The sequence below is a fragment of the Streptomyces sp. S186 genome, from assembly GCF_051603415.1.
Lineage (GTDB): Bacteria > Actinomycetota > Actinomycetes > Streptomycetales > Streptomycetaceae > Streptomyces.
In genome coordinates, this window is sequence record NZ_CP193932.1 from 3,240,545 (window position 1) to 3,259,655 (window position 19,111).

Consider the following 19,111-nt stretch of genomic DNA (forward strand, 5'->3'; position numbering starts at 1 on the left):
TTTTGGTGATTCCGCGGAGTTCTACAGCAGGGGCGTCCGGACCGGGCGGGCTGCTGCTGGTGGGCGCTGCGTTGATGGCGCACTCCCCTCAGGGACGAAGGAGCGGAGAAGAGGAAGACGGGGAAGAAGGGGGAGAAGAGGGAGAAGCGGACGGGCGCGGGGACGGAAGCGTGGAGGGGGACGAGGGGCCGGCGGCGGCCCCGCGGGGCGCCCGGGCGCGCCCCCGAGAGGGCTACGGCTTCGGCGTCTCCCTGACCTTCACCTGCCCCTCGATGATCTTCTTCCGGGCCGCGTCGATCTGCGGCTGGATGTCCTTGATGAAGCCGCCGGAGGTGGCGAGCGAGACGCCGCCGTGCTTCAGGTCGTAGGTGTGGATGCCGGTCAGCGGCCGGTGCTCCTGGTAGCTCTTGATGAGGTCGAAGACCGCCACGTCGACGTTCTTCACCACGGAGGTCAGGATGTGGTCCTTGTAGCGGGCCAGTCCGGGCTGCTGGTACTGGTCGGAGTCCACGCCGATCCCCCAGGCGCCCTTGACCTTGCTGATCGCCTCGATCGAGCCGGCGCCGGACTGCCCGGCGGCGGTGTAGATCACGTCGATGCCGCTGTCGAGCATGCCCTGGGCCTTGGCCTTGGCGGCGGCCGGGTCGTTGAAGCCCTTGTCGTTGTTCGGGTACAGGTACTGCGAGACGACCTTGGCCCTGGGGTCGGTGTCGCGCACGCCCTGTTCGAAGCCGGCCTGGAACTTCTGGATCAGCGCGTTGTTCACGCCGCCGATGAAGCCGACCCGGTGCGTTTTGCTCTTCAGCGCGGCCGCGACGCCGGCCAGGTACGACCCCTCGTGCTCGGCGAAGACCATGGCGTCGACGTTCTTGCCGGTCGGCACCGCGTCGACGACGCCGAAGTTGGTGTCCGGGAAGTCCTTGGCGACGTTCTGCACGGACTGGCTGTAGGCGAAGCCGACCCCGATCACCGGGTTGTAGCCGGCCTCGGCGAAGGAGGTCAGCCGCTGCTCGCGGTCGGCCTCGGTCTCGCCGTTCTTCGCGGTGAGCATCTTGACCTTGACGCCCAGCCGCTGCCGGGCGTTCTCCGTACCGCGGGCGGCGGCCTCGTTGAACGAGTGATCGTCCCGCCCGCCGATGTCGAAGGCCAGCCCGACGCCCGCGTGCTTCGCGCGGTTGGCCTCGGCGAAACTCTGGCCGCAGGCGGTGGCGGTGAGCGCGAGACACGCGGTGGCGGTGGCCGCGGCGACAACCCTGATGACCCGACGCACGGGGCCTTCCCTTCGCTGTAAGCGCCCCCAGTGGCGCTGGCTTGTCGGGAGATTAACGCGCGTAGACCTGGCGCAAAACCCTCCATGGCGTCGCCGTTATCGATTCGTCTCTCAGGGAACCGGCCGGAAACACTGCGGGCGGCCGACCAGTGGCCGGCCGCCCGGGGTGGCGGGGTGTGGCGCGATCTTTGCGGTCGCCGCCGGGCTCAGGGCTCAGGGCTCAGAGCAGCGCCGCCGCGGTGAACAGCTCCACCCCCGCGGTGATCGCGTACTCGTCGACGTCGAAGTCGCCGCGGTGCAGGTCGAGGCTGCTCAGCTCGCCGGGCGGGCGGACGCCGAGGCGGGCCATGGCGCCCGGGACGTGTTCGAGATACCAGGAGAAGTCCTCGCCGCCAAGGGACTGCTCGGTGTCCTCGACGGCCTCGGCACCGCGGCGGGCGGCCATCGCGTCGGTGAGCAGCTGGACGCTGCCCGGTTCGTTGACGACCGGCGGGACGCCGCGGACGTAGTCGATCTGGGACTTGGCGCCGTACAGGGTGGCGACCTCGTCGATCGCGGCGTGGACGAGGTCGGGCGCCTGCCGCCAGGCGGCGAGGTCCAGGCAGCGGACGGTGCCGGAGAGCACGGCGCGCTGCGGGATGACGTTGCAGGCGTGGCCGGTCTCCAGGCGGCCCCAGGTGACGGCGAGGCCGGCCCGGGCGTCGATGCGGCGGCCGAGCAGCGCCGGGACGTCGACGGCGACCCGGGCGGCGGCGGTGACCATGTCGGTGGTCAGGTGCGGGCGGGCGGTGTGGCCGCCGGGCCCTTCGAGGGTGATCTCCAGCCGGTCGCAGGCGGAGGTGATCGCGCCGGTGCGCAGGCCGATCCGGCCGGCGTCCACCCGCGGGTCGCAGTGCACGGCGAGGATCTGCCCGACGCCGTCCAGCACCCCGCAGGCGACGGCCTCGGCGGCGCCGCCGGGCAGGACCTCCTCGGCGGGCTGGAAGAGCAGCCGCACCGGACGCGGCAGCCGGCCCTCCCTGGCCAGCTCGGCGAGGACCAGGCCGGTGCCGAGCACGACGGTGGTGTGCACGTCGTGGCCGCAGGCGTGGGCGCGGCCGGGGATCGTGGAGGCGTAGTCGACGGTCTTGGTGTCGGGGATGGGGAGGGCGTCGATGTCCGCGCGGAAGGCCAGCCGCCCACCGGCCGCGCCGCCCGCGCCGTCCGCGGGTCCGCAGTCCGAACCGATGTCGCATACGAGGCCGGTGCCGGTGGCGAGGGCGCGGGGGCGCAGCCCGGCCTGCTCCAGGCGGTCCTTGATCGCCGCGGTGGTCCGGAACTCCTGGTTGCCGAGCTCGGGGTGCATGTGCAAGTCGCGGCGGAACGCGATGAGTTCGGCGCGTAGGGCCTCGGAGAGCGTGCCGGGCAGGGCGGGGGCGTGCGGGGCTTCGACGGCGCGGGACATCAGTTGGTTCACCCGTTGAAGGTTACGGGCCCGAACGGGGCAACTGGCCCTCGATCAACAAAAGTTCAGCCCCTCAGGGGAAGAAATTTTAGGCAGCTGGGTGCATGGACAGTTTTTGGTACGGGTATGGACGGAGGTTTGATCGAGGCCGCATCACGGCTTCGTCAAGCTTCATCGTCCGCTGTCAGGTTCGGTCGGATTCAGCCCCGGACAGTCGCCGTACGTCCGGCGCGGTGCCGGTGACGCCGTCGAGGAAGCCCTGGGCGCGCGGGGAGGCGTGTGCGGTGAGCCAGGCGGGGTCGATGTCGCAGACCGCGACCTGGACTCCGGTGCCCTGGAGGGCCAGTGGCAGGGTGTGCACGACGGTGGAGGGGAAGCTGAGGATCAGCCGGCCCACCGGGCCGCGGCGGGCGATCAGTTCGAGGGGGAGGTCGGGGCGGACCACCTCCAGGCCGGTCTCGGTGGCGAGCCGGTGGAGCTTGCCGGCGCGCTCCCTGCGGTGCGCGAAGTAGCGGGTGGCGCCGTGCGTCCGGGCCAGCCGGCCGACCGCGGCGAGATAGCGGTCGGTGTCGACGACGCCGGTCTCGACGAGCGAGGTGCCGACGATGTCGGCGGTGCGGGTCAGCCGCGGCGGGCCGAAGCGGCCGCGGGTCCAGGCGAAGTCGTTGGCGGTGACGGCCATCCCGTCGGGCACCTCGACCGGCATGGAGCTGAAGAGGGCGACGGTGCGGCGGCGCCGGGCGCCGTCGGGGCCGGGGGTGAGGCGGCGGCGGGCGGCGCCGGCGAACGGTGCGAAGAGCAGGTCGCGGGGGCCGCGCCCGGCGCCGTGCCGGTGCCAGCGCACCAGCCGTTCGCCGCGGGCGAGTTGGCCGATGAACTCCATGGTGGCGGTGCCGTCGTCGACCACCACCAGGTCGCGGGCGCGGGCCAGTCCCAGCAGCAGCTGGACGTAGCGGGAGAACGGGTCGCCGAGGACGATCCGGTGGGCCCGGCGGAGCAGCGGGGCGAGGCCGCCGACGGTGCGCAGCGGGGCGGCGGTGCCGCCGCGGGCCTCTTCCCAGCGCACGGTGTGGCCCTCGTCGCGGGCGAGTTCGGCCATCCGGCGCAGCTGGCCGCGGGTCATCGGGTCGTGCGGGGCGAGCACGACGGCGGTGAGGGCGGCGGGCTCGCCGGTGCGGGCGGCGCTGTGCGCCCATTCGAGGACGTTCAGCAGCTGGACCGGGCTCTCGACGAAGGCGAGGGTGCCGGTGTCCACACGGGCGGTGTCCGCGGAGGCCGTGGTCATGTCGTCACCGGTGGGTTCGGTCCGCTTGCGCTGCCGGGGGATGCCGAGGAGACGGCGGGCGGGAGTCCCCGCCGTCTCCTCGGGCGGGACCGCTCCGCCTGCGGCGCGGGTCCCTTCGGATGAGGCCACGTGGCGAACTCCTGTCGGCCGGGGGCCGGTCAGACGGTGGCCGGCTCGCGGTCGGCGGCCTCGGCCGCCTCCGCCGCCTCCGCCTCGGCGACCACGCCGGCGACCCGGCGCAGCTTCTTCATCGGGCCCAGCTCGCTCGCGTAGACCTTCTTGACGCCGTCGCCGAGGGACTGCTCGATGGTGCGGATGTCGCGGACCAGCCGGGTCAGGCCCTGCGGCTCGACGGAGGCGGCCTGGTCCGAGCCCCACATGGCGCGGTCGAGGGTGATGTGCCGCTCGACGAAGGCGGCGCCGAGGGCGACCGCGGCGAGGGTGGTCTGCAGGCCGGTCTCGTGGCCGCTGTAGCCGATCGGGACGTTGGGGTACTCGGCCTGGAGGGTGTGGATCATACGGAGGTTGAGCTCCTCCGCCTTGGCCGGGTAGGTGCTGGTGGCGTGGCAGAGGACGATGTTGTCGCTGCCCAGGACCTCGACGGCGTGCCGGATCTGCTTCGGGGTGGACATGCCGGTCGACAGGACGACGGCGCGGCCGGTGGCGCGCAGGGCGCGCAGCAGCTCGTCGTCGGTGAGCGAGGCGGAGGCGACCTTGTAGCAGGGCACGTCGAACTTCTCCAGGAACGCGACGGACTCCACGTCCCAGGGGGAGGCGAACCACGCGATGCCGCGCTTGTCGCAGTACGCGTCGATGGCGCGGTAGCCGTCCTCGTCGAACTCCACGCGGTGGCGGTAGTCGATGTAGGTCATCCGGCCCCAGGGGGTGTCGCGTTCGACGTCCCACTGGTCGCGCGGGGTGCAGATCTCCGGGGTCCGCTTCTGGAACTTGACGGCGTCGCAGCCGGCGTCCGCGGCGGCGTCGATCAGCCGGTACGCGTTCTCCAGGTCGCCGTTGTGGTTGATGCCGATCTCGCCGGTGACGTAGACGGGGCGGCCGGGACCGACCTCGCGGTCGCCGAGGGAGCGGAGGCGGGAGTTGCTGCTCATGGGCGGTTCCTTCGTTCTGTCCGGGGGTGGTGGGGCAGGGGGTCTGGGGCGGGTGCGGGGGCCGGCGGCCTCAGAGGGACGGGCCCAGCAGCCAGCCGGCGATCTCGCGGACGGCGCCGCTGCCGCCGGGGGTGGCGGTGACCGCGCGGGCCGCGCCGCGCACCACGTCGTGGGCCGAGGCGACCGCCACCGGCCAGCCGACGAGGTCGAAGCAGGGCAGGTCGTTGACGTCGTTGCCGACGTAGAGCACCCGCTCGGGGGTGACGCCGGCCTCCTCGCACCACTGCTTGAGGGCGATGTCCTTGCGGTCGATGCCGTGCAGGACGGGCACCTTCAGCTTGCGGGCGCGGGCGGCGACCACCGGGTTCCGCTCGGTGGAGAGGATCAGAAGTTTCAGTCCCGAGCGGCGCAGCGCGGCGATCCCCAGGCCGTCGCCGCGGTGCACGGCGACGGTCTCCCGGCCGTCGGCGTCGACCAGCACCCGGTCGTCGGTCTGGGTGCCGTCGAAGTCGAGGACGACGGCGTCGATGTCGTCACTGGTCGGGAGGGCGGTGGGAGAAGAGCCGACCAGCGCGCCGGGGCGGGGCCCGTCCAGCAGGGGGGCGAGCGCGCGGGCGCGGGCCAGGTCGTGCGGGTCGTCGATCTCCAGCACCCGGGCCGGGTCGGTGCGGACCAGTTCGGTGCGGCCGAAGAAGCGGTGGCCGGCGGCGCGGAAGCCGGCCGCGTCCATGGCGTAGGCGGCGCCGGTCTCCAGCAGGTCCTGCGGGCGGTCCTGGCGGCGCGGCCGGAAGGACTTGTCGTGGTTGACGCCGTGGCCGCCGGTGGCCTGTGGGGCGGCGGGGTCATCGGGGTCGGCGTCCCGCCAGACGAAGCCGTGGAACGGGGCGACGGTCAGCGCGCTGTCCGCGCCGCCCTCGACGACCGCCGCGGCCACCGCGTCGATCTCCTCGCTGACCAGGAACGGGCTGGTGCACTGGACGAGCAGCACCGCGTCGACGGGGCGGCCCGCCTCGGCCTCGTAGGCGTCCATGGCGTGCCGGACCGCGGCCTCGCTGGTGGCGGTGTCGCCGGCGAGGTCGCCGGGGCGGCGTATGACCACCGCGCCGGCGCCGCGCGCGGCGGCCGCGATCCCCGCGTCGTCGGTGGAGACGACCACGTCGGTGACGAGCCGGGCGGCGCGGCACTCCCGGACCGCGCGGGCCACCAGGGGCACGCCCCCGACGGCGGCGAGGTTCTTGGCGGGGACGCCCTTGGAGCCGCCGCGGGCGGGGATGACGGCCACAACGGTGGGGGGCATGGGGCTCTCCTCGGTCGGGTGGGGGCTCACAGTTGCCCCCAGCGGCGGATGGCCGGGGCGACGCGCTGGACGCCGTGCCGGTAGGCGCCCCGGGCGGCCTCGCGGACCGTGTGGCGGGCGAACTGCCGCAGCCCGCCGGCCTCCTGGGGCGCGTCGCGGTATCCGGCGAGCGGCGCGCCGTGCGGGTCCAGGCCGTGGCGGGCGAGGATGCCGGGCAGGTAGCCGGGGGCGGTGCGGGGTGTGTAGTACGGGGTGAGCGGCGGCAGCCGGTCGGCGGCGGCCAGCTCGGCGACCCGGTCGCGGGCGGCGTCGAAGGCGTGCTCGTACGTCCCGTCCGCCACGACTCCCTGGCGGGCCAGCCACTCCGGGTCGGGCCGCGGGCGGTGGCCGGCGTCGAGCTGGTCCCAGGAGGCCAGGCAGCCGGAGCCGAGGAAGTGGTGGTTGCCGAGGACCTCGCGGACACCGAGGTCGGTGAGGACGGCGGTGGGGATGCCGCGGTGCAGGGACTCCAGGGCGGCGGTGGAGCTGACCGTGACCATCAGGTCGGTGCGGTCCAGGACCTCGCCCATGTTCCCGTACACCAGGCGGCAGTTGGCGGGCAGTCCGCCGGGGATTCGGGCGGCGAGCTTCTGGTAGGGCAGTTCCTCGACGTGGGTGGTGTGCTCGCCGGGCTTGCTGCGGAGCTTGACCAGCACCTCGCGGCCGGGGTGTCTGCGGGCGTGCTCAACCGCCCGTCTCAGCAGGTACGTTCGCGCCTCGCGGGTCTCCGGGACGGAGGGCTGGGCGGCGAACACCACGGTGTAAGGCCGGCGTTCGTGCTCCGCGGCGGAGGCGTGCTCCTCGTAGGGGGCACCGCCGAGGAAGGGCAGGGCGCACTCCACGACGCCGTCGTCCGGTGCGCCGACGCCGCGGTAGACCGCGCGGAACCGCTCCGCGTCGTGCCGGGAGTTGGCGAGCACCACGTCCGCGCCGTGCCGCAGCAGCAGGCCGTCGGCGAGCTTCTCGTAGACCACGCCGACATAGCCGGTGACGACGACGGGGCGGCGCGCCCCGGCGGGGTCCACGGTGCGCCAGGCGTGTGCCAGGCCGTGCAGCATCGCCTGGACGGCGCCGCCTACGCAGGCCAGCACCAGTACGTCGCGGCCGGCGCGGTCCCCGTCCTCCGCGCCGCGCGCCATCACGTCGAGGAAGTCGACGCCCCGGATCTCCCGCAGCGCGTCCACGCGGGCACCGACCTCGCCGAGCTGGCGGACGGTGGGGGTGGCGCGGCCGCGGAGGAGGTAGCCGTCGAGCCGGGCGTCCGGGCCGAGGCGGCGCGCGGTCAGCGCGCCCCACTTCCAGCGGGTGTCCGAGTCGGCGAGCACCGCGATCCGCGGTGCGGAATGGGTACGTGAGGGCACGTCGAAGACGCTAGAAAGGCACGACGGTCGGCGGGCCAACTGGGCAGCAACAAAGGGTTAACAGCCGACCGACGAATCCCGAACCCGCCCTCATACCGTCCGGTCACCGGCGCGGTTAACCATCCCGCCATTCTTCGTTCACCGCCAAGTACGCACCGCGTCAAGACGAATGCCGGGCGCCGCACCTAACGTCACGGGGGTGGTCAAGCTCTCCGTCGTCGTGCCGTTCTACAACGTGCAGACATACGCGCCCGATACTCTGAAAAGCCTGGCGGCGAACTCCCGCGAGGATTTCGAATTCCTGCTCGTCGACGACTGTTCACGCGACGAGACACCGGAGATCCTCGCCCGCGCCGCGGCGGACCTCCCGGGCGCCCGGGTGCTGCGGCACGAGCAGAACGGCGGCCTGGCCACCGCCCGGAACACCGGCCTGGACGCGGCCCGCGGCGAGTACCTCACCTTCCTCGACGGAGACGACTGGCTGGCCCCCGGCTACTACCCCGAACTCCTCTCCGTCATCGAGGAGTTGGGCTGCGACTTCGTACGGACGGACCACGTCCAGTGCACCGCCAAGGCGCGCACCGTGCACCGGGTCCCGCACGGCCGGCGCGGGGTGGTGCTGGATCCGCGGCGCGTGATCCTGCCCGCCGACCGCTCCACCTCGGTGGACTACGCCTACGCCTGGGCCGGGATCTACCACCGCCGGCTGCTCGACGACGGGCTGCTGCACTTCACCGACGGACTGCGCACCGCGGAGGACCGGCCATGGATCTGGCGGCTGCACCGCGAGGCCAAATCCATGGCGGTGACCGGCCTGTTGGGAGTTTTCTACCGGCGCGGGGTGGCGTCCTCGCTGACCCAGATCGGCGATGTCCGGCAATTGGACTTCATCCGCGCTTTCGATCAGGTGATCGAGGAAACGGCGCGGGATCGCGACGCGCAGCTGCTGCTGCCGAAGGCGGTGCGCACCTATTGCGCGATCATTTCCCACCACCTCGGCTCGATCGAACGATTCGAGCCGGCGGTCGCCCGTAAATTGCGGGCGATGAGCGCCGCGGCCATGACACGCATGCCGCAGGACGTACTGAAGGAAGCCCTGGATTCCATGGATGTACAGCGCGCGTCCCGGCTGCGCCGACTGCGCCGCCGCCCTCTGCCCGCGGAGGTCGCCGCCTGATGCCCGCCCGGCCCCGTACCCAGATCTTTCTGGCGTCCACCCTCTACGGAGCGGCGACCCTGGCCGCCGCCCTGGACGCCGACCTGTTCGCCCCGGCCGACCGCCGGCTGCTGCTGATCAGCAACAACGCGACGACCCCGGAGACCACCCCGGCGCTGGACACGATGCCCGGTTTCGAGCGGCTGCGCGCCCGCTTCGACCGCGTCCTGTCCTGGAACGAGACGATCCGCCCCTTCCACCCCGGCGGCTGGTCTCCGCGCCCCGACGACGTCCCACTGTGGGAGCGGTACCTGCGGCTGTTGTGGGGGCTGGACGACGACGAGGTCGAGCTGGTCGTGGAGTCGATCCAGGTCAACCCGGCGCCGGCGCTGGCCCACCTCTTCCCGGACGCCCCCGTGGACGTCTACGCCGACGGCCTGATGAGCTACGGCCCCACCCGCAACAAGCTCGACCCGCTGGTCGGCACCCGGGTCGGCCGACTCCTCCACCTCGATCTGGTGCCGGGCCTCACGCCCCTCCTCCTCACCGAGTTCGGGGTCGAACCGGTCATCGTGCCGACCGACGCCTTCACCAAGGTGCTGGCCGAACTCGCCGACGACGGCGAGGCGTCGGGCGATCTGGCCGGTGTCCCGGAGGGCGCGGCGCTGCTGCTCGGCCAGTACTTGTCGGCGCTGTCCATCCTCACCCCGCAGGAGGAAGAGGAGCTACACGTCCGGATGGTGCGCGGCGCGGCCGAGCGGGGCCACCGCGAGATCGTCTTCAAGCCGCACCCGTCTGCGCCGGCCCGCTGGTCGCGGCTGCTGGAGCGGGAGGCGGAGAAGCTGGCGGTCTCGCTGACCGTGCTGGACCGGCCGGTGCTCGCCGAGGTCGTCTACCAACGAGCCCGGCCCGCGCTGGTGGCCGGCTGCTTCTCCACCGCGCTGCTGACCGCGTCCGCCTTCTACGGCCTGCCGGTCGCCCGCACCGGCACCGGACTGCTGCTGGAGCGTCTGTCGCCGTACCAGAACAGCAACCGGGTGCCGGTGACGCTGGTGGACGCGCTGGTGCCGGACCTCGCCGACCGGAGCGACGCCCCGCGCGCCACCGCCGCCCCGCAGGACGTCGGCCCGCTGGTCACCGCCGTCGGCTACGCGATGCAGCACCAGATCTACCCGCACCTGCGCCCGGCCGCCGAACGCTACCTGGCCGCCCATCTGAGCCCGCACACCCGGCGGTACTTCAAGCGCCGCCGGCTCACCGCGCTGGCGCTGCCCGGCGCGATCCCGTCCCAGCTGTCGTTCATCCCGCGCAACGCCGCCCTCCGCCGGGTGGCGCGCCGGGCCCGGGCCGTGCAGCGCCGACTGAGGAAGCGCGGTCTCAAGAAGTGGACCGCCGCCTGATGACCACCGCCACCCCGGACGTCACCCCGGCCGGTGCCCCGGCAGGTGCCCCGTCCGCCGCCCGGGACACCGCGACACCGGGCCCGGTTCGCGGCCGCACCGGCGGTGCCGCCCGCCTCCGCGCCCTGGACGGACTGCGCCTGATCGCCGCCCTCATGGTCGCCGCCTACCACTACGGCGGCCGCAACGGCGACATCTCCCGCGCCTGGGGCGGCTCCCCCACCCACCAATTCCCATACTTCTCCTCGGCGTTCGCCTACGGCTGCCTGGGCGTCCAGATCTTCTTCGTCATCAGCGGCTTCGTCATCTGCCTGAGCGGCTGGGGGCGGACCCTGCGCTCCTTCGTCGCCTCCCGCATCAGCCGCCTGTACCCCGCCTACTGGGCGGCGATCCTCCTCGTCACCGCCGTCTTCGCACTCCCCTGGGTCGCCTTCAAGGCGCTCGCGCCCAGCGAGGTGCTGACGAACCTCACGATGCTCCAGTACCCGCTGGGCGTGCACCGGGTCCTCGGCGTCTGCTGGACCCTCTGGGCCGAGATGCGCTTCTACGCCCTCTTCGCGCTGTGCGTCGTCCTGCCGGGCGCCACCCGCGGCCGGGTCGTCCTCTTCTGTGCCGGCTGGACGCTGGCCGCCGCCCTGGCCCAGTCCGCCCACGAACCGTTCCTCACCACCGTCCTCATGCCCCAGTACGCCCCGTTCTTCATCGGCGGCGTCGGCCTGTACCTGCTCCACCGCTTCGGCCCCCGGGACCCGGTCGCCTGGACGATCGTGCTGGTCAGCTGGCTGATCGGGCAGCACTACGCAGTCGCAGGACTCTGGCACGCGCCGTCCGCACACGCCTTCTCCTACCGCTCGGCCACCGTCATCATCGCCATCGTCACCCTCGGCTTCGCCGCGGTCGCCGCCGTCGCCCTGGGCGCGTTCCGCCGGGCCGACTGGCGCTGGCTGACCGTCGCCGGCGCACTGACCTACCCCTTCTACCTCGTCCACGAACACCTGGGCTGGGTCGTGATCGGCGCCCTCCACCGCGGCGCCGGCGTCCCCTCGTACGCCACGCTGCTGCTGACGGTGGGGCTGATGCTGGCGCTGGCGTGGGCGCTGCACCGCTGGGTGGAACGACCCCTGACGCCACGCCTGCGCGGGGCGATCGACCGGCGGCGCTAGAGGGCGCTTCTAACGGATCTCCGCGCCGTCAGAAGCACCACCCCAGCAACCGCCCTCAACCCCCGCTGTTCTTCACGTAGTTGGCCTCGATGCCGGCCACGATGATCTGCATCCCGACCTGGAATGCTTCCTCGGTACCACCGAAGAGCGTCCGGCCCGCGCGCGCGGCGAGCGGGTACGTCCCGCCCAGCCGGCGCTCGCGGTCGTCGAGGTCGTAGGCCGGATCCCGGACCTCCGGGTGCACGGGGTCGGGGTGTACCGACTGCTCCTCTATGACCATCCCGATCGTGTAGTTGTAGGCGGTCCACCAGGCGCGGGCCGCCTCCTCCAGGGTGAAGCCGACCGCGGTGAAGTGGCTGAGGAAGAGTTCCATCGGGGCGGCGAAGCTGTCGTCCGTCATCCGCGTACCGGCGACGACCTTGCCGCCGTCGCGGTAGGTGAGCAGCTCCCGGCGGAGCGCGGCGCAGCTGCGCAGCAGCATCTCCTGCCACGACGGCCAACGGCCGTCCGGCCCCGGCCCGCCCGCCGGCATCACCGACCGGAAGAGCCGCCGGAAGATCTCGGTGGCCATCTCGTCCAGCAGCTCCTGCTTGTTCTTGAAGTGCCAGTAGAGGGCCGGCGCCTGGACGTCGAGCTCCTTGGCGAGCCGCCGGAGCCGCAGCCCCTCGAGCCCGTCCTCGTTCAGGAGGCGGAGGGCGGTCTCCACCACCTGTGTCCGGTCGATTCGCGATGCCATGGTGACAACTTAACATCGTTAAGGGTTGACAACTTAACACCGTTAAGCGGATGCTGTGCGCCATGGAACTTAACACTGTTAAGGAAGCCCATGCGGGATCCGGCCTGTCCGCGGATGTCGACGTCCTGATATCCGGCGCCGGCCCGACCGGCCTCGCGCTCGCCATCGACCTCGCCCGCCGCGGCGTGACCGCCCTGCTCGTCGAGCGGCAGCCCACCCTCTCCCGCGGCGCCCGCGGCACCGGCATCCAGCCGCGCACCCAGGAGGTCTACGACGACCTCGGCGTACTCCCCGCCGCGCAAGCCGCCGGCGGCCTCTACCCGCCCATGGGCCTGTGGGAGGACGGCCGAATCGTCCGCACCCACCAGATGATCGAGCGGGTCGCCCCGACCCCGTCCACGCCCTACTCCGACGCCCTGATGCTCCCCCAGTGGCGCAACGTCGAACTGCTCCACGCCCGCCTCCGGGAACTGGGCGGCGACGTCCAACTCTCCACCGAACTCACCGACTTCACCCAGGACTCCGACGGCATCACCGCCCGCCTCACCAGCCCCGACGGCGGCCTCCGCACGGTCCGCGCCCGCTACCTCGTGGCCTGCGACGGCGGCGGCAGCACCATCCGCAAGCACCTCGCCGTCCCCATGAACGGCCCCGAACTCGCCCCCGGCCACGCAATCCTCGCCGACGTCCGCCTCGACGGCCTGGACCGCGACCACTGGCACCGCTGGACGCTGCCCACCGGCGGCTTCCTCACCCTCCTCCCGCTGGCCGGCACCGACGACTTCCAGATGCTCGCCGCCGCGGCCACCGCAGAGCCGGACACCTCCCACGAAGCGGTCCGCGCCCTCATCGCCGCGCACACCCACCTCACCACCGACCAAGTCCGCGAGGTCCTCTGGACCTCCCTCTACCGCCCCAAGGCGGGCATGGCCGACGCCTACCGCCACGGCCGGGTCTTCCTCGCCGGCGACGCCGCGCACATCCACTCCCCGGCCGGCGGCCAGGGCCTCAACACCAGCGTCCAGGACGCCTACAACCTCGGCTGGAAGCTCGGCCAGGTACTCCGACACGGCGCCCCCGACGCCCTCCTCGACACCTACGAGACCGAGCGCCGCCCGCTCGCCGCCCGCATCCTGGAGACCAGCACCCGCCTGCACCGCTCAGGCAGCCTCCACCGCGGCCGCGACCTCCACCAGCTCGACATCAGCTACCGGAACAGCCCCCTCACCCGCGAACTCCGCCCCGACCTCCCCTCCGACGCCCTCACCGCCGGCGACCGCGCCCCCGACGCCCCCTGCACCACCCCCGACGGCACCCGTGTCCGCCTGTTCGACATCCTCCGCGGCCCCCACTTCACCGTCCTCGCCCTGGACGCCCCGACGTTCGAGCCCCCCACGCACACCACCCCCGGCCTCCTCCGCACCATCCACACCACCGGCCCCACCCCCGACCTCCTCGACCCCGACAACCACCTCCACACCGCCTACGGCACCACCCCGACCGTCTACCTCATCCGCCCGGACGGCTACGTGGCGGTGGCGGCCCCGCCGGAAACCGCCGCGTCCGCCATCACGGAGGCACTGGAGACACACTTCACCGCGGCCCGACCCCGGGTCGCGGCCTGACAAGCCACCCCGACTAGGCGCCATCGCCATCGCCAGCAAGATCGCCCGCCAGCAAAAGCAACCGGGCACCCCGACTCTTCGAAACCCGGTGGATCCTGGCCAAGTGAGCGTTCAACTCGACGGCCAGCAGGTGAAGTTCACCAGGCGTCCAGCAACGTCCCGCGAGCACGTCACCGGCGTCCTCGATCAACTCGGCCGCCGCATCCATCTGCTCCGCCTCCACCCTGTCGGCGAGACGCGAAACGTACCCGGTCCCAGTCCCGGTACCGCCGAGCAGATAACACGGCTTCCCCTCCGGGCTGGTCCACGGCAACAGCCGCGCGGTGTCCATGGGATTCAGCAAGTTCACGCTCCTCAGCAGCATCGGCCGTGCCCGGGCGGGTCCCACCTACTCGGCCTCGCCCGGGCCTGATCCCTTCATGCTGCTGCCGAACTCACCGCGCGAGTTTCACGGCCTGTGAAACCTCAGGTGATGCCGAGCCACGAGGCGAAGCCGGACAGCGACTCCTTGCCGTACCGCTCCAGGCGGATCAACGCCCGGACGGTTTCCCGTACTTGGGGATGGTTCCTGGTCTGCTCGGGTGCCACTCGGCGTGCCTCCTGGAGCGCGGCGAACGCCTTTTCCCGGTTCCCGTAGTCGAGCCACCCCTTGGCGGCGTCCATGTACCAGCGCCCGGCCCGCACGGGCGCGACGTCCACGGGCAGCCTGGTGCGCCGGGTGAGGCAGCCGACCTCCGGTCCGTCATGCAGTTCCACCGCCACCCCGAGCCGGTGCATCGCCACGTTGGTCGGCCCGAACTCCAGGCCGTAGTGGTTCGCGTCCCGTCCGAGGAGGCGGGCGGCGTCGGCCGCGGCGTCGAGATGCGCACGGGCAGTGGACGCGTTCCCGCCACGCGCGGCGAACATGGCGGAACGCAGATGGACGGAGCCGTGCACGCTGAGCGAGGGCGCGTCCATCCGGCCGATGTCCTCGCCCAGGTCGTGGCGCACGCGGTCCAGCAGCCGCATACCGCGGTCGTAGGCGGCCGCCTGCAGAAACAAGGTGGCTCGCTGCCACTGCGTGCGGCCGACGCGCAGCGGGTCCTGTGACTCCCGCGCTGCCCACTGCACCCGGTCCATGGCTTGGGAACGCAGGTCGAAAAGCCCCACGGCGTACGCGATGGCGGTCACCCCGCTGTACGCCTCGGCGAGCAACCCGAACAGCTTCTCCCGTTCGCCCCCGTCGGCGGAGTGGCAGGCGGCCGACAACTCGTCCAGGAGCGGCGGAAGCATCGTGCCGAGCGTCGCGTAACGGGCCTTCCGGCCGAGCGCGGAGGCTCGCGCGACATCGGCGGCCAGCGCGCCGAAGGACCGGACCGGCAGGTCTTCTTCGGGCAGGTCCCACGACAGCATGGCCGTCTGGATGTCCGGCACGGTCGCGCGCACCCGTCCCCGCTGGGGGTCTTCGTATGGCTGCCCGGTGAGTTGTTCAAGGCGGACCCCGAGCGCGCGGGCGGCACCGGCGGTGAGGGACGGTGTGGCGGGCTTGTGACCGCGCTCCACCTGAGCGATCAGCGACTTCGAACACGGGATGCGCTGGGCGAGTTGGAGCTGCGTCAGGCCACGCGCCTTGCGTGCCGCCGCGATGCGCTGTCCGATGCGCTCGCCGGCGTTCCCACTGGCATAGGGCATCCGGGATTCCCTTCGGATCTCGACGTTTCCGAAGGTACCGCCGGGGTCGTCCGCCGGGGAACGGTGATCGCCCTCCGTCACCCAACGGGGCAGATCGCCACAGCCTTTCCCTGCGCGGTCAGCCACACCTCCTGTACGGAGGGGCCGAAGAGACGCCGCGACCGTGACGCGAAGGGCCGGGCTCACCGGCCTGCCCGGGCCCCGGCTAGACCACCAGCGAGAGCCCCAGTACCCCCACGATCCCCACCACCGAGATCAGCGTCTCCATCAGGGACCAGGTCTTCAGGGTCTGGCCGACGTCCATGCCGAAGTACTCCTTGACCATCCAGAAGCCGGCGTCGTTGACGTGGCTGAAGAAGAGGGAGCCGGCGCCGATGGCGAGGACGAGGAGGGCGGCGTGGGTGGTGCTCATCTGGGCGGCGAGGGGGGCGGTCAGGCCCGCTGCGGAGATGGTGGCGACCGTGGCGGAGCCGGTGACGAGGCGGATGGCGACCGCGATCAGCCAGGCGAGCAGCAGCGCGGAGATGTTCCAGTGCCGGGAGACGTCCAGGATCATCCGGCCGACGCCGGAGTCGACCAGCGTCTGCTTGAAGCCGCCGCCCGCGCCGACGATCAGCAGCACGCCGGCGATCGGGCCGAGCGAGGACTCGACGGTGGACGCGATCCGGCCGCGGGTGAAGCCGGCCGACCGGCCGAGCGTGAACATCGCGACGACGACGGCCGTGAGCAGCGCGATCAGCGGCGAGCCGACGATGTCGAAGACCCGCTGGAGGGAGTCCCTGGGGTCGTCCACCACGACGTCGACCAGGGCCTTGGCCAGCATCATCACCACCGGCAGCAGCACGGTGGCGACGGTGATGCCGAAGCCGGGGCGCTTCGACGGGTCGTCGAAGGTGCGCTCCGCCTGGGAGTCCGCGGGCTCCCCGGACCCGGACCCGGACCCGGAGGAGAACAGCATTTTCTCGGGCGGGACGATGTCGACCCAGCGGGCGGCGTAGCGGGAGAAGAGCGGGCCGGCGACGATCGCGGCGGGGACGGCGATGACGACGCCGAGGGCCAGGGTGACGCCGAGGTTGGCCTTGACCGCGTCGATCGCGGCGAGCGGCCCGGGGTGCGGGGGAATCAGCCCGTGCATCACGGACAGGCCGGCGAGCGCCGGGATGCCGATGCGCATGAGGGAGAAGTTGCCGCGCTTGGCGACCAGCAGCACCACGGGTATCAGCAGGACGATGCCGACCTCGAAGAAGATCGGCAGCCCGACGATCCCGGCGATCAGCACCATCGCCCAGGGCATCACCTTCCCGCCGGCCTTGGCCAGGATCGTGTCGACGATCCGGTCCGCCCCGCCGGAGTCGGCCAGCAGCTTGCCGAGGACGGCGCCCAGCGCGATCAGCACGCCGGTGCCCGCGACCGTCGTGCCGAGCCCGGTGGAGAAGCTGGCGATGGCCTTGTCCAGCGGGGCGCCGGCCACCGCGCCGAGCACCAGCGACCCGATGATCAGCGCCAGGAAGGCGTGCAGCCTGAACTTGGTGATCAGCAGGACGAGAACGGCGATGCCCGCCAGAACGGCGATGCCCAGCTGTGCGTGACCGGCCGAGGTGATGGGCGCGGTCGCGTCCGCTGCGAGCATCTCGACGCTGAGATGTGCCACGGCGATTCCCTTTGTCGGAGGGGTCCTCTGCCAGAAGGACCCCTTGTTGGAAGGGCCCTCGTCGGAGGGGAGGGGGAGAAGGGTGGCCGGGCCCCGTGGGGGAGACGGGGCCCGGCCGGCTCGGGTCCGGCCGGCGCGTCGGGGGTTACGCGGCCGGGGCCGGGCGGCGCAGGGTCGTGACGGCTCGTCCGGCGATCTGCTCGGGGGTGCCGGAGACGTCGACGACCGCGCCGGCCTCGTCGGGCCCGAGCGGTTCAAGGGTGGCGAACTGGGAGTCCAGCAGGGCCGCCGGCATGAAGTGGCCCTGGCGCTCGGCCATCCGCGCCTCGATCAGCGCGCGGTCGCCGGCGAGGTGGAGGAAGACCACGCCCGGGGCGGCGGCCCGCAACCGGTCGCGGTAGGCGCGCTTGAGGGCCGAGCAGCTGACCACCCCGCCGTGGCCGGCGCGGCCGTGCGCCCAAGCGCCGATGGCGTCGAGCCAGGGGCCGCGGTCGGCGTCGTCCAGGGGCGTGCCGGCCGTCATCTTGGCGATGTTGGCCGGCGGGTGGAAGTCGTCACCCTCGGCGTAGGGGACGCCCAGCGCGTCGGCCACCAGGGGGCCGATCGTCGTCTTGCCGGTCCCGGCCACACCCATCACGACGATGACGTCGTCGCTGCCCATCCGGACCATCCGGACCATCCGAAATACCTCGATACCTCGTATAGCAGGACATCCGCGCCGGATCGCCGCCATCGGTAGGTACCGGCGGTATCGGCACGACGCTGTCCACTTCGACCTCGTGCGCCCTCCACTGAAACCCATTAGGTATGACGTATTCAAGACCCTGTGACGCAAACGTCATACTTAATTGGCCGAGAGCAGGAACGTAGGCTTGGCCCATGGAAGCGACCGGGAACGGGGAAAAGGGGCTGCACGCCCGCGTGCTGGAGTCCCTCGGGCCCGCGATCACCGCGGGCGACTACCCTCCGGGCACCGTCCTGCGCACCGATGAGCTGGCCGAGCGGTTCGACGTCTCGCGCACGGTGATCCGCGAGGCGGTCCGGGTCCTGGAGTCCATGCACCTGGTCGCCTCCCGGCGCCGGGTCGGAGTGACCGTCCGCCCCACCGAGGAGTGGAACGTCTACGACCCGCGGGTGATCGGCTGGCGGCTGGCCGGCCGGGACCGCCCCCGGCAGCTGCGTTCGCTGACGGTGCTGCGCTCGGCCGTCGAGCCGGTGGCGGCCGGACTCGCCGCCCGCCACGCCACCCCCGCCCAGTGCGCCGAACTCACCGAGCACGCCATGGGGATGGTGGCCACCTCGCGCGGCCAGCAGCTCGACGCGTACCTCGTGCACGACATGGCGTTCCACCGGGTGGTGCTGACGGCCTCCGGCAACGAGATGTTCGCCCGCCTCGCCGAGGTCGTCGCGGCGGTGCTCACCGGCCGCACCCAGCACCATGTGATGTTCACCGACCCCGACCCGGCGGCGGTCACCCTGCACGTCCAGGTGGCGGAGGCCATCCGCACCGGCGACGCGGCCCGCGCCGAGGCCCTCACCCGGGAGATCACAACGGGCGCGATGGCCGAACTGGACGTCCTGGCACCGTAGTCGACGCCCGCGGCCACCGCCGCCGGCCCACGCACGCCGGGCAGGACACGGTCAGAACAGCGGCTACTCAGAACAGCGGCTGCTGCCCCGGCATCGGCGGCTCCTCCGGATCGAAGAGCTTCTCCGCGGGCGCCATCATGGGCGCCGTCCGCCGCGAGCCCGGACAGGAGATCAGCTCGATCCCCATCCGCCGCCCCGGCGGGTCGTGGCGGGCGTACCGGCCGCCGACCACGGCGATCTCTCGGGTACAGACGGGGCAGTGACGGCGGGGTGCGGACATGCCACCAGTGTGGCGGACGCGTTCCGCGCCCCGT

17 protein-coding genes are annotated in these 19,111 nt (G+C 72.4%); 5 read left to right on the plus strand and 12 right to left on the minus strand.

The annotated features are described in order from the left end of the window. Positions 1-232: 232 nt before the first annotated feature. The 6 genes from ACRAS8_RS13520 to ACRAS8_RS13545 all read right to left on the minus strand — a co-directional run bounded on the left by ACRAS8_RS13520 (position 233) and on the right by ACRAS8_RS13545 (position 7,805). On the minus strand, positions 233-1,270 hold the full coding sequence (locus ACRAS8_RS13520; protein WP_438486195.1) for a BMP family lipoprotein: 1,038 nt from the start codon (positions 1,268-1,270) through the stop codon (positions 233-235). 220 nt (positions 1,271-1,490) lie between these two features. Beyond that, positions 1,491-2,714: an amidohydrolase gene (locus ACRAS8_RS13525; RefSeq protein WP_438490468.1), complete on the minus strand. Its 1,224-nt coding sequence runs from the start codon at positions 2,712-2,714 to the stop codon at positions 1,491-1,493. A 184-nt stretch (positions 2,715-2,898) separates the two neighbouring features. Continuing rightward, positions 2,899-3,999 (minus strand): hypothetical protein, encoded by a 1,101-nt coding sequence (locus ACRAS8_RS13530; protein ID WP_438490470.1) that lies wholly within the window; start codon positions 3,997-3,999, stop codon positions 2,899-2,901. Between the two features lie 158 nt (positions 4,000-4,157). Beyond that, a complete protein-coding gene (locus ACRAS8_RS13535) occupies positions 4,158-5,108 on the minus strand; it encodes an N-acetylneuraminate synthase family protein (RefSeq protein ID WP_438486197.1) in 951 nt (316 codons plus the stop codon). 70 nt (positions 5,109-5,178) lie between these two features. Further along, on the minus strand, positions 5,179-6,405 hold the full coding sequence (locus tag ACRAS8_RS13540) for a cytidylyltransferase domain-containing protein (RefSeq protein ID WP_438486199.1): 1,227 nt from the start codon (positions 6,403-6,405) through the stop codon (positions 5,179-5,181). Positions 6,406-6,431: 26 nt separating this feature from the next. Continuing rightward, the gene (locus ACRAS8_RS13545) at positions 6,432-7,805 is read right to left on the minus strand and encodes a DUF6716 putative glycosyltransferase (protein WP_438486200.1); all 1,374 of its coding nucleotides are present in this window, start codon (positions 7,803-7,805) and stop codon (positions 6,432-6,434) included. A 199-nt stretch (positions 7,806-8,004) separates the two neighbouring features. On the opposite strand from ACRAS8_RS13545, the gene ACRAS8_RS13550 reads away from it, so the two are divergent. Genes ACRAS8_RS13550 through ACRAS8_RS13560 form a run of 3 tightly spaced genes read left to right on the plus strand, consistent with a single transcriptional unit; the run spans position 8,005 to position 11,524 of the window. After that, complete coding sequence (locus tag ACRAS8_RS13550) at positions 8,005-8,982, plus strand: glycosyltransferase family 2 protein (protein ID WP_438486202.1); 978 nt, start codon at positions 8,005-8,007, stop codon at positions 8,980-8,982. Then, positions 8,982-10,361 (plus strand): polysialyltransferase family glycosyltransferase, encoded by a 1,380-nt coding sequence (locus ACRAS8_RS13555; RefSeq protein ID WP_438486203.1) that lies wholly within the window; start codon positions 8,982-8,984, stop codon positions 10,359-10,361. The genes ACRAS8_RS13550 and ACRAS8_RS13555 overlap by 1 nt, the downstream gene beginning before the upstream one ends. After that, positions 10,361-11,524 carry an acyltransferase family protein gene (locus ACRAS8_RS13560; RefSeq protein WP_438486205.1) on the plus strand — a complete coding sequence of 388 codons (1,164 nt, stop codon included), beginning with the start codon at positions 10,361-10,363 and terminating at the stop codon, positions 11,522-11,524. The genes ACRAS8_RS13555 and ACRAS8_RS13560 overlap by 1 nt, the downstream gene beginning before the upstream one ends. 55 nt (positions 11,525-11,579) lie before the next feature. Here the strand turns inward: ACRAS8_RS13560 and ACRAS8_RS13565 are convergent, their stop codons facing one another. Then, positions 11,580-12,260 carry a TetR/AcrR family transcriptional regulator C-terminal domain-containing protein gene (locus tag ACRAS8_RS13565; protein WP_438486206.1) on the minus strand — a complete coding sequence of 227 codons (681 nt, stop codon included), beginning with the start codon at positions 12,258-12,260 and terminating at the stop codon, positions 11,580-11,582. A gap of 62 nt (positions 12,261-12,322) precedes the next feature. Here ACRAS8_RS13565 and ACRAS8_RS13570 point away from each other — a divergent pair, with 62 nt between their 5' ends. Then, entirely contained in the window at positions 12,323-13,885 is a 1,563-nt protein-coding gene (locus ACRAS8_RS13570; protein ID WP_438486208.1) for an FAD-dependent monooxygenase, read from the plus strand. Between the two features lie 13 nt (positions 13,886-13,898). Here ACRAS8_RS13570 and ACRAS8_RS13575 read toward each other — a convergent pair whose 3' ends face one another. The 4 genes from ACRAS8_RS13575 to ACRAS8_RS13590 all read right to left on the minus strand — a co-directional run bounded on the left by ACRAS8_RS13575 (position 13,899) and on the right by ACRAS8_RS13590 (position 17,868). After that, entirely contained in the window at positions 13,899-14,216 is a 318-nt protein-coding gene (locus tag ACRAS8_RS13575; protein WP_438490471.1) for a hypothetical protein, read from the minus strand. Positions 14,217-14,350: 134 nt separating this feature from the next. Further along, a complete protein-coding gene (locus ACRAS8_RS13580; RefSeq protein ID WP_438486210.1) occupies positions 14,351-15,556 on the minus strand; it encodes a helix-turn-helix domain-containing protein in 1,206 nt (401 codons plus the stop codon). A gap of 205 nt (positions 15,557-15,761) precedes the next feature. After that, a complete protein-coding gene (locus tag ACRAS8_RS13585; RefSeq protein ID WP_438486211.1) occupies positions 15,762-17,207 on the minus strand; it encodes a GntT/GntP/DsdX family permease in 1,446 nt (481 codons plus the stop codon). Between the two features lie 145 nt (positions 17,208-17,352). After that, complete coding sequence (locus ACRAS8_RS13590) at positions 17,353-17,868, minus strand: gluconokinase (RefSeq protein WP_438490473.1); 516 nt, start codon at positions 17,866-17,868, stop codon at positions 17,353-17,355. Positions 17,869-18,086: 218 nt separating this feature from the next. Here ACRAS8_RS13590 and ACRAS8_RS13595 point away from each other — a divergent pair, with 218 nt between their 5' ends. Further along, positions 18,087-18,797: a FadR/GntR family transcriptional regulator gene (locus ACRAS8_RS13595; protein ID WP_438486212.1), complete on the plus strand. Its 711-nt coding sequence runs from the start codon at positions 18,087-18,089 to the stop codon at positions 18,795-18,797. A gap of 67 nt (positions 18,798-18,864) precedes the next feature. Here the strand turns inward: ACRAS8_RS13595 and ACRAS8_RS13600 are convergent, their stop codons facing one another. Further along, positions 18,865-19,077 carry a hypothetical protein gene (locus tag ACRAS8_RS13600; RefSeq protein WP_018541718.1) on the minus strand — a complete coding sequence of 71 codons (213 nt, stop codon included), beginning with the start codon at positions 19,075-19,077 and terminating at the stop codon, positions 18,865-18,867. Positions 19,078-19,111 lie beyond the last annotated feature (34 nt).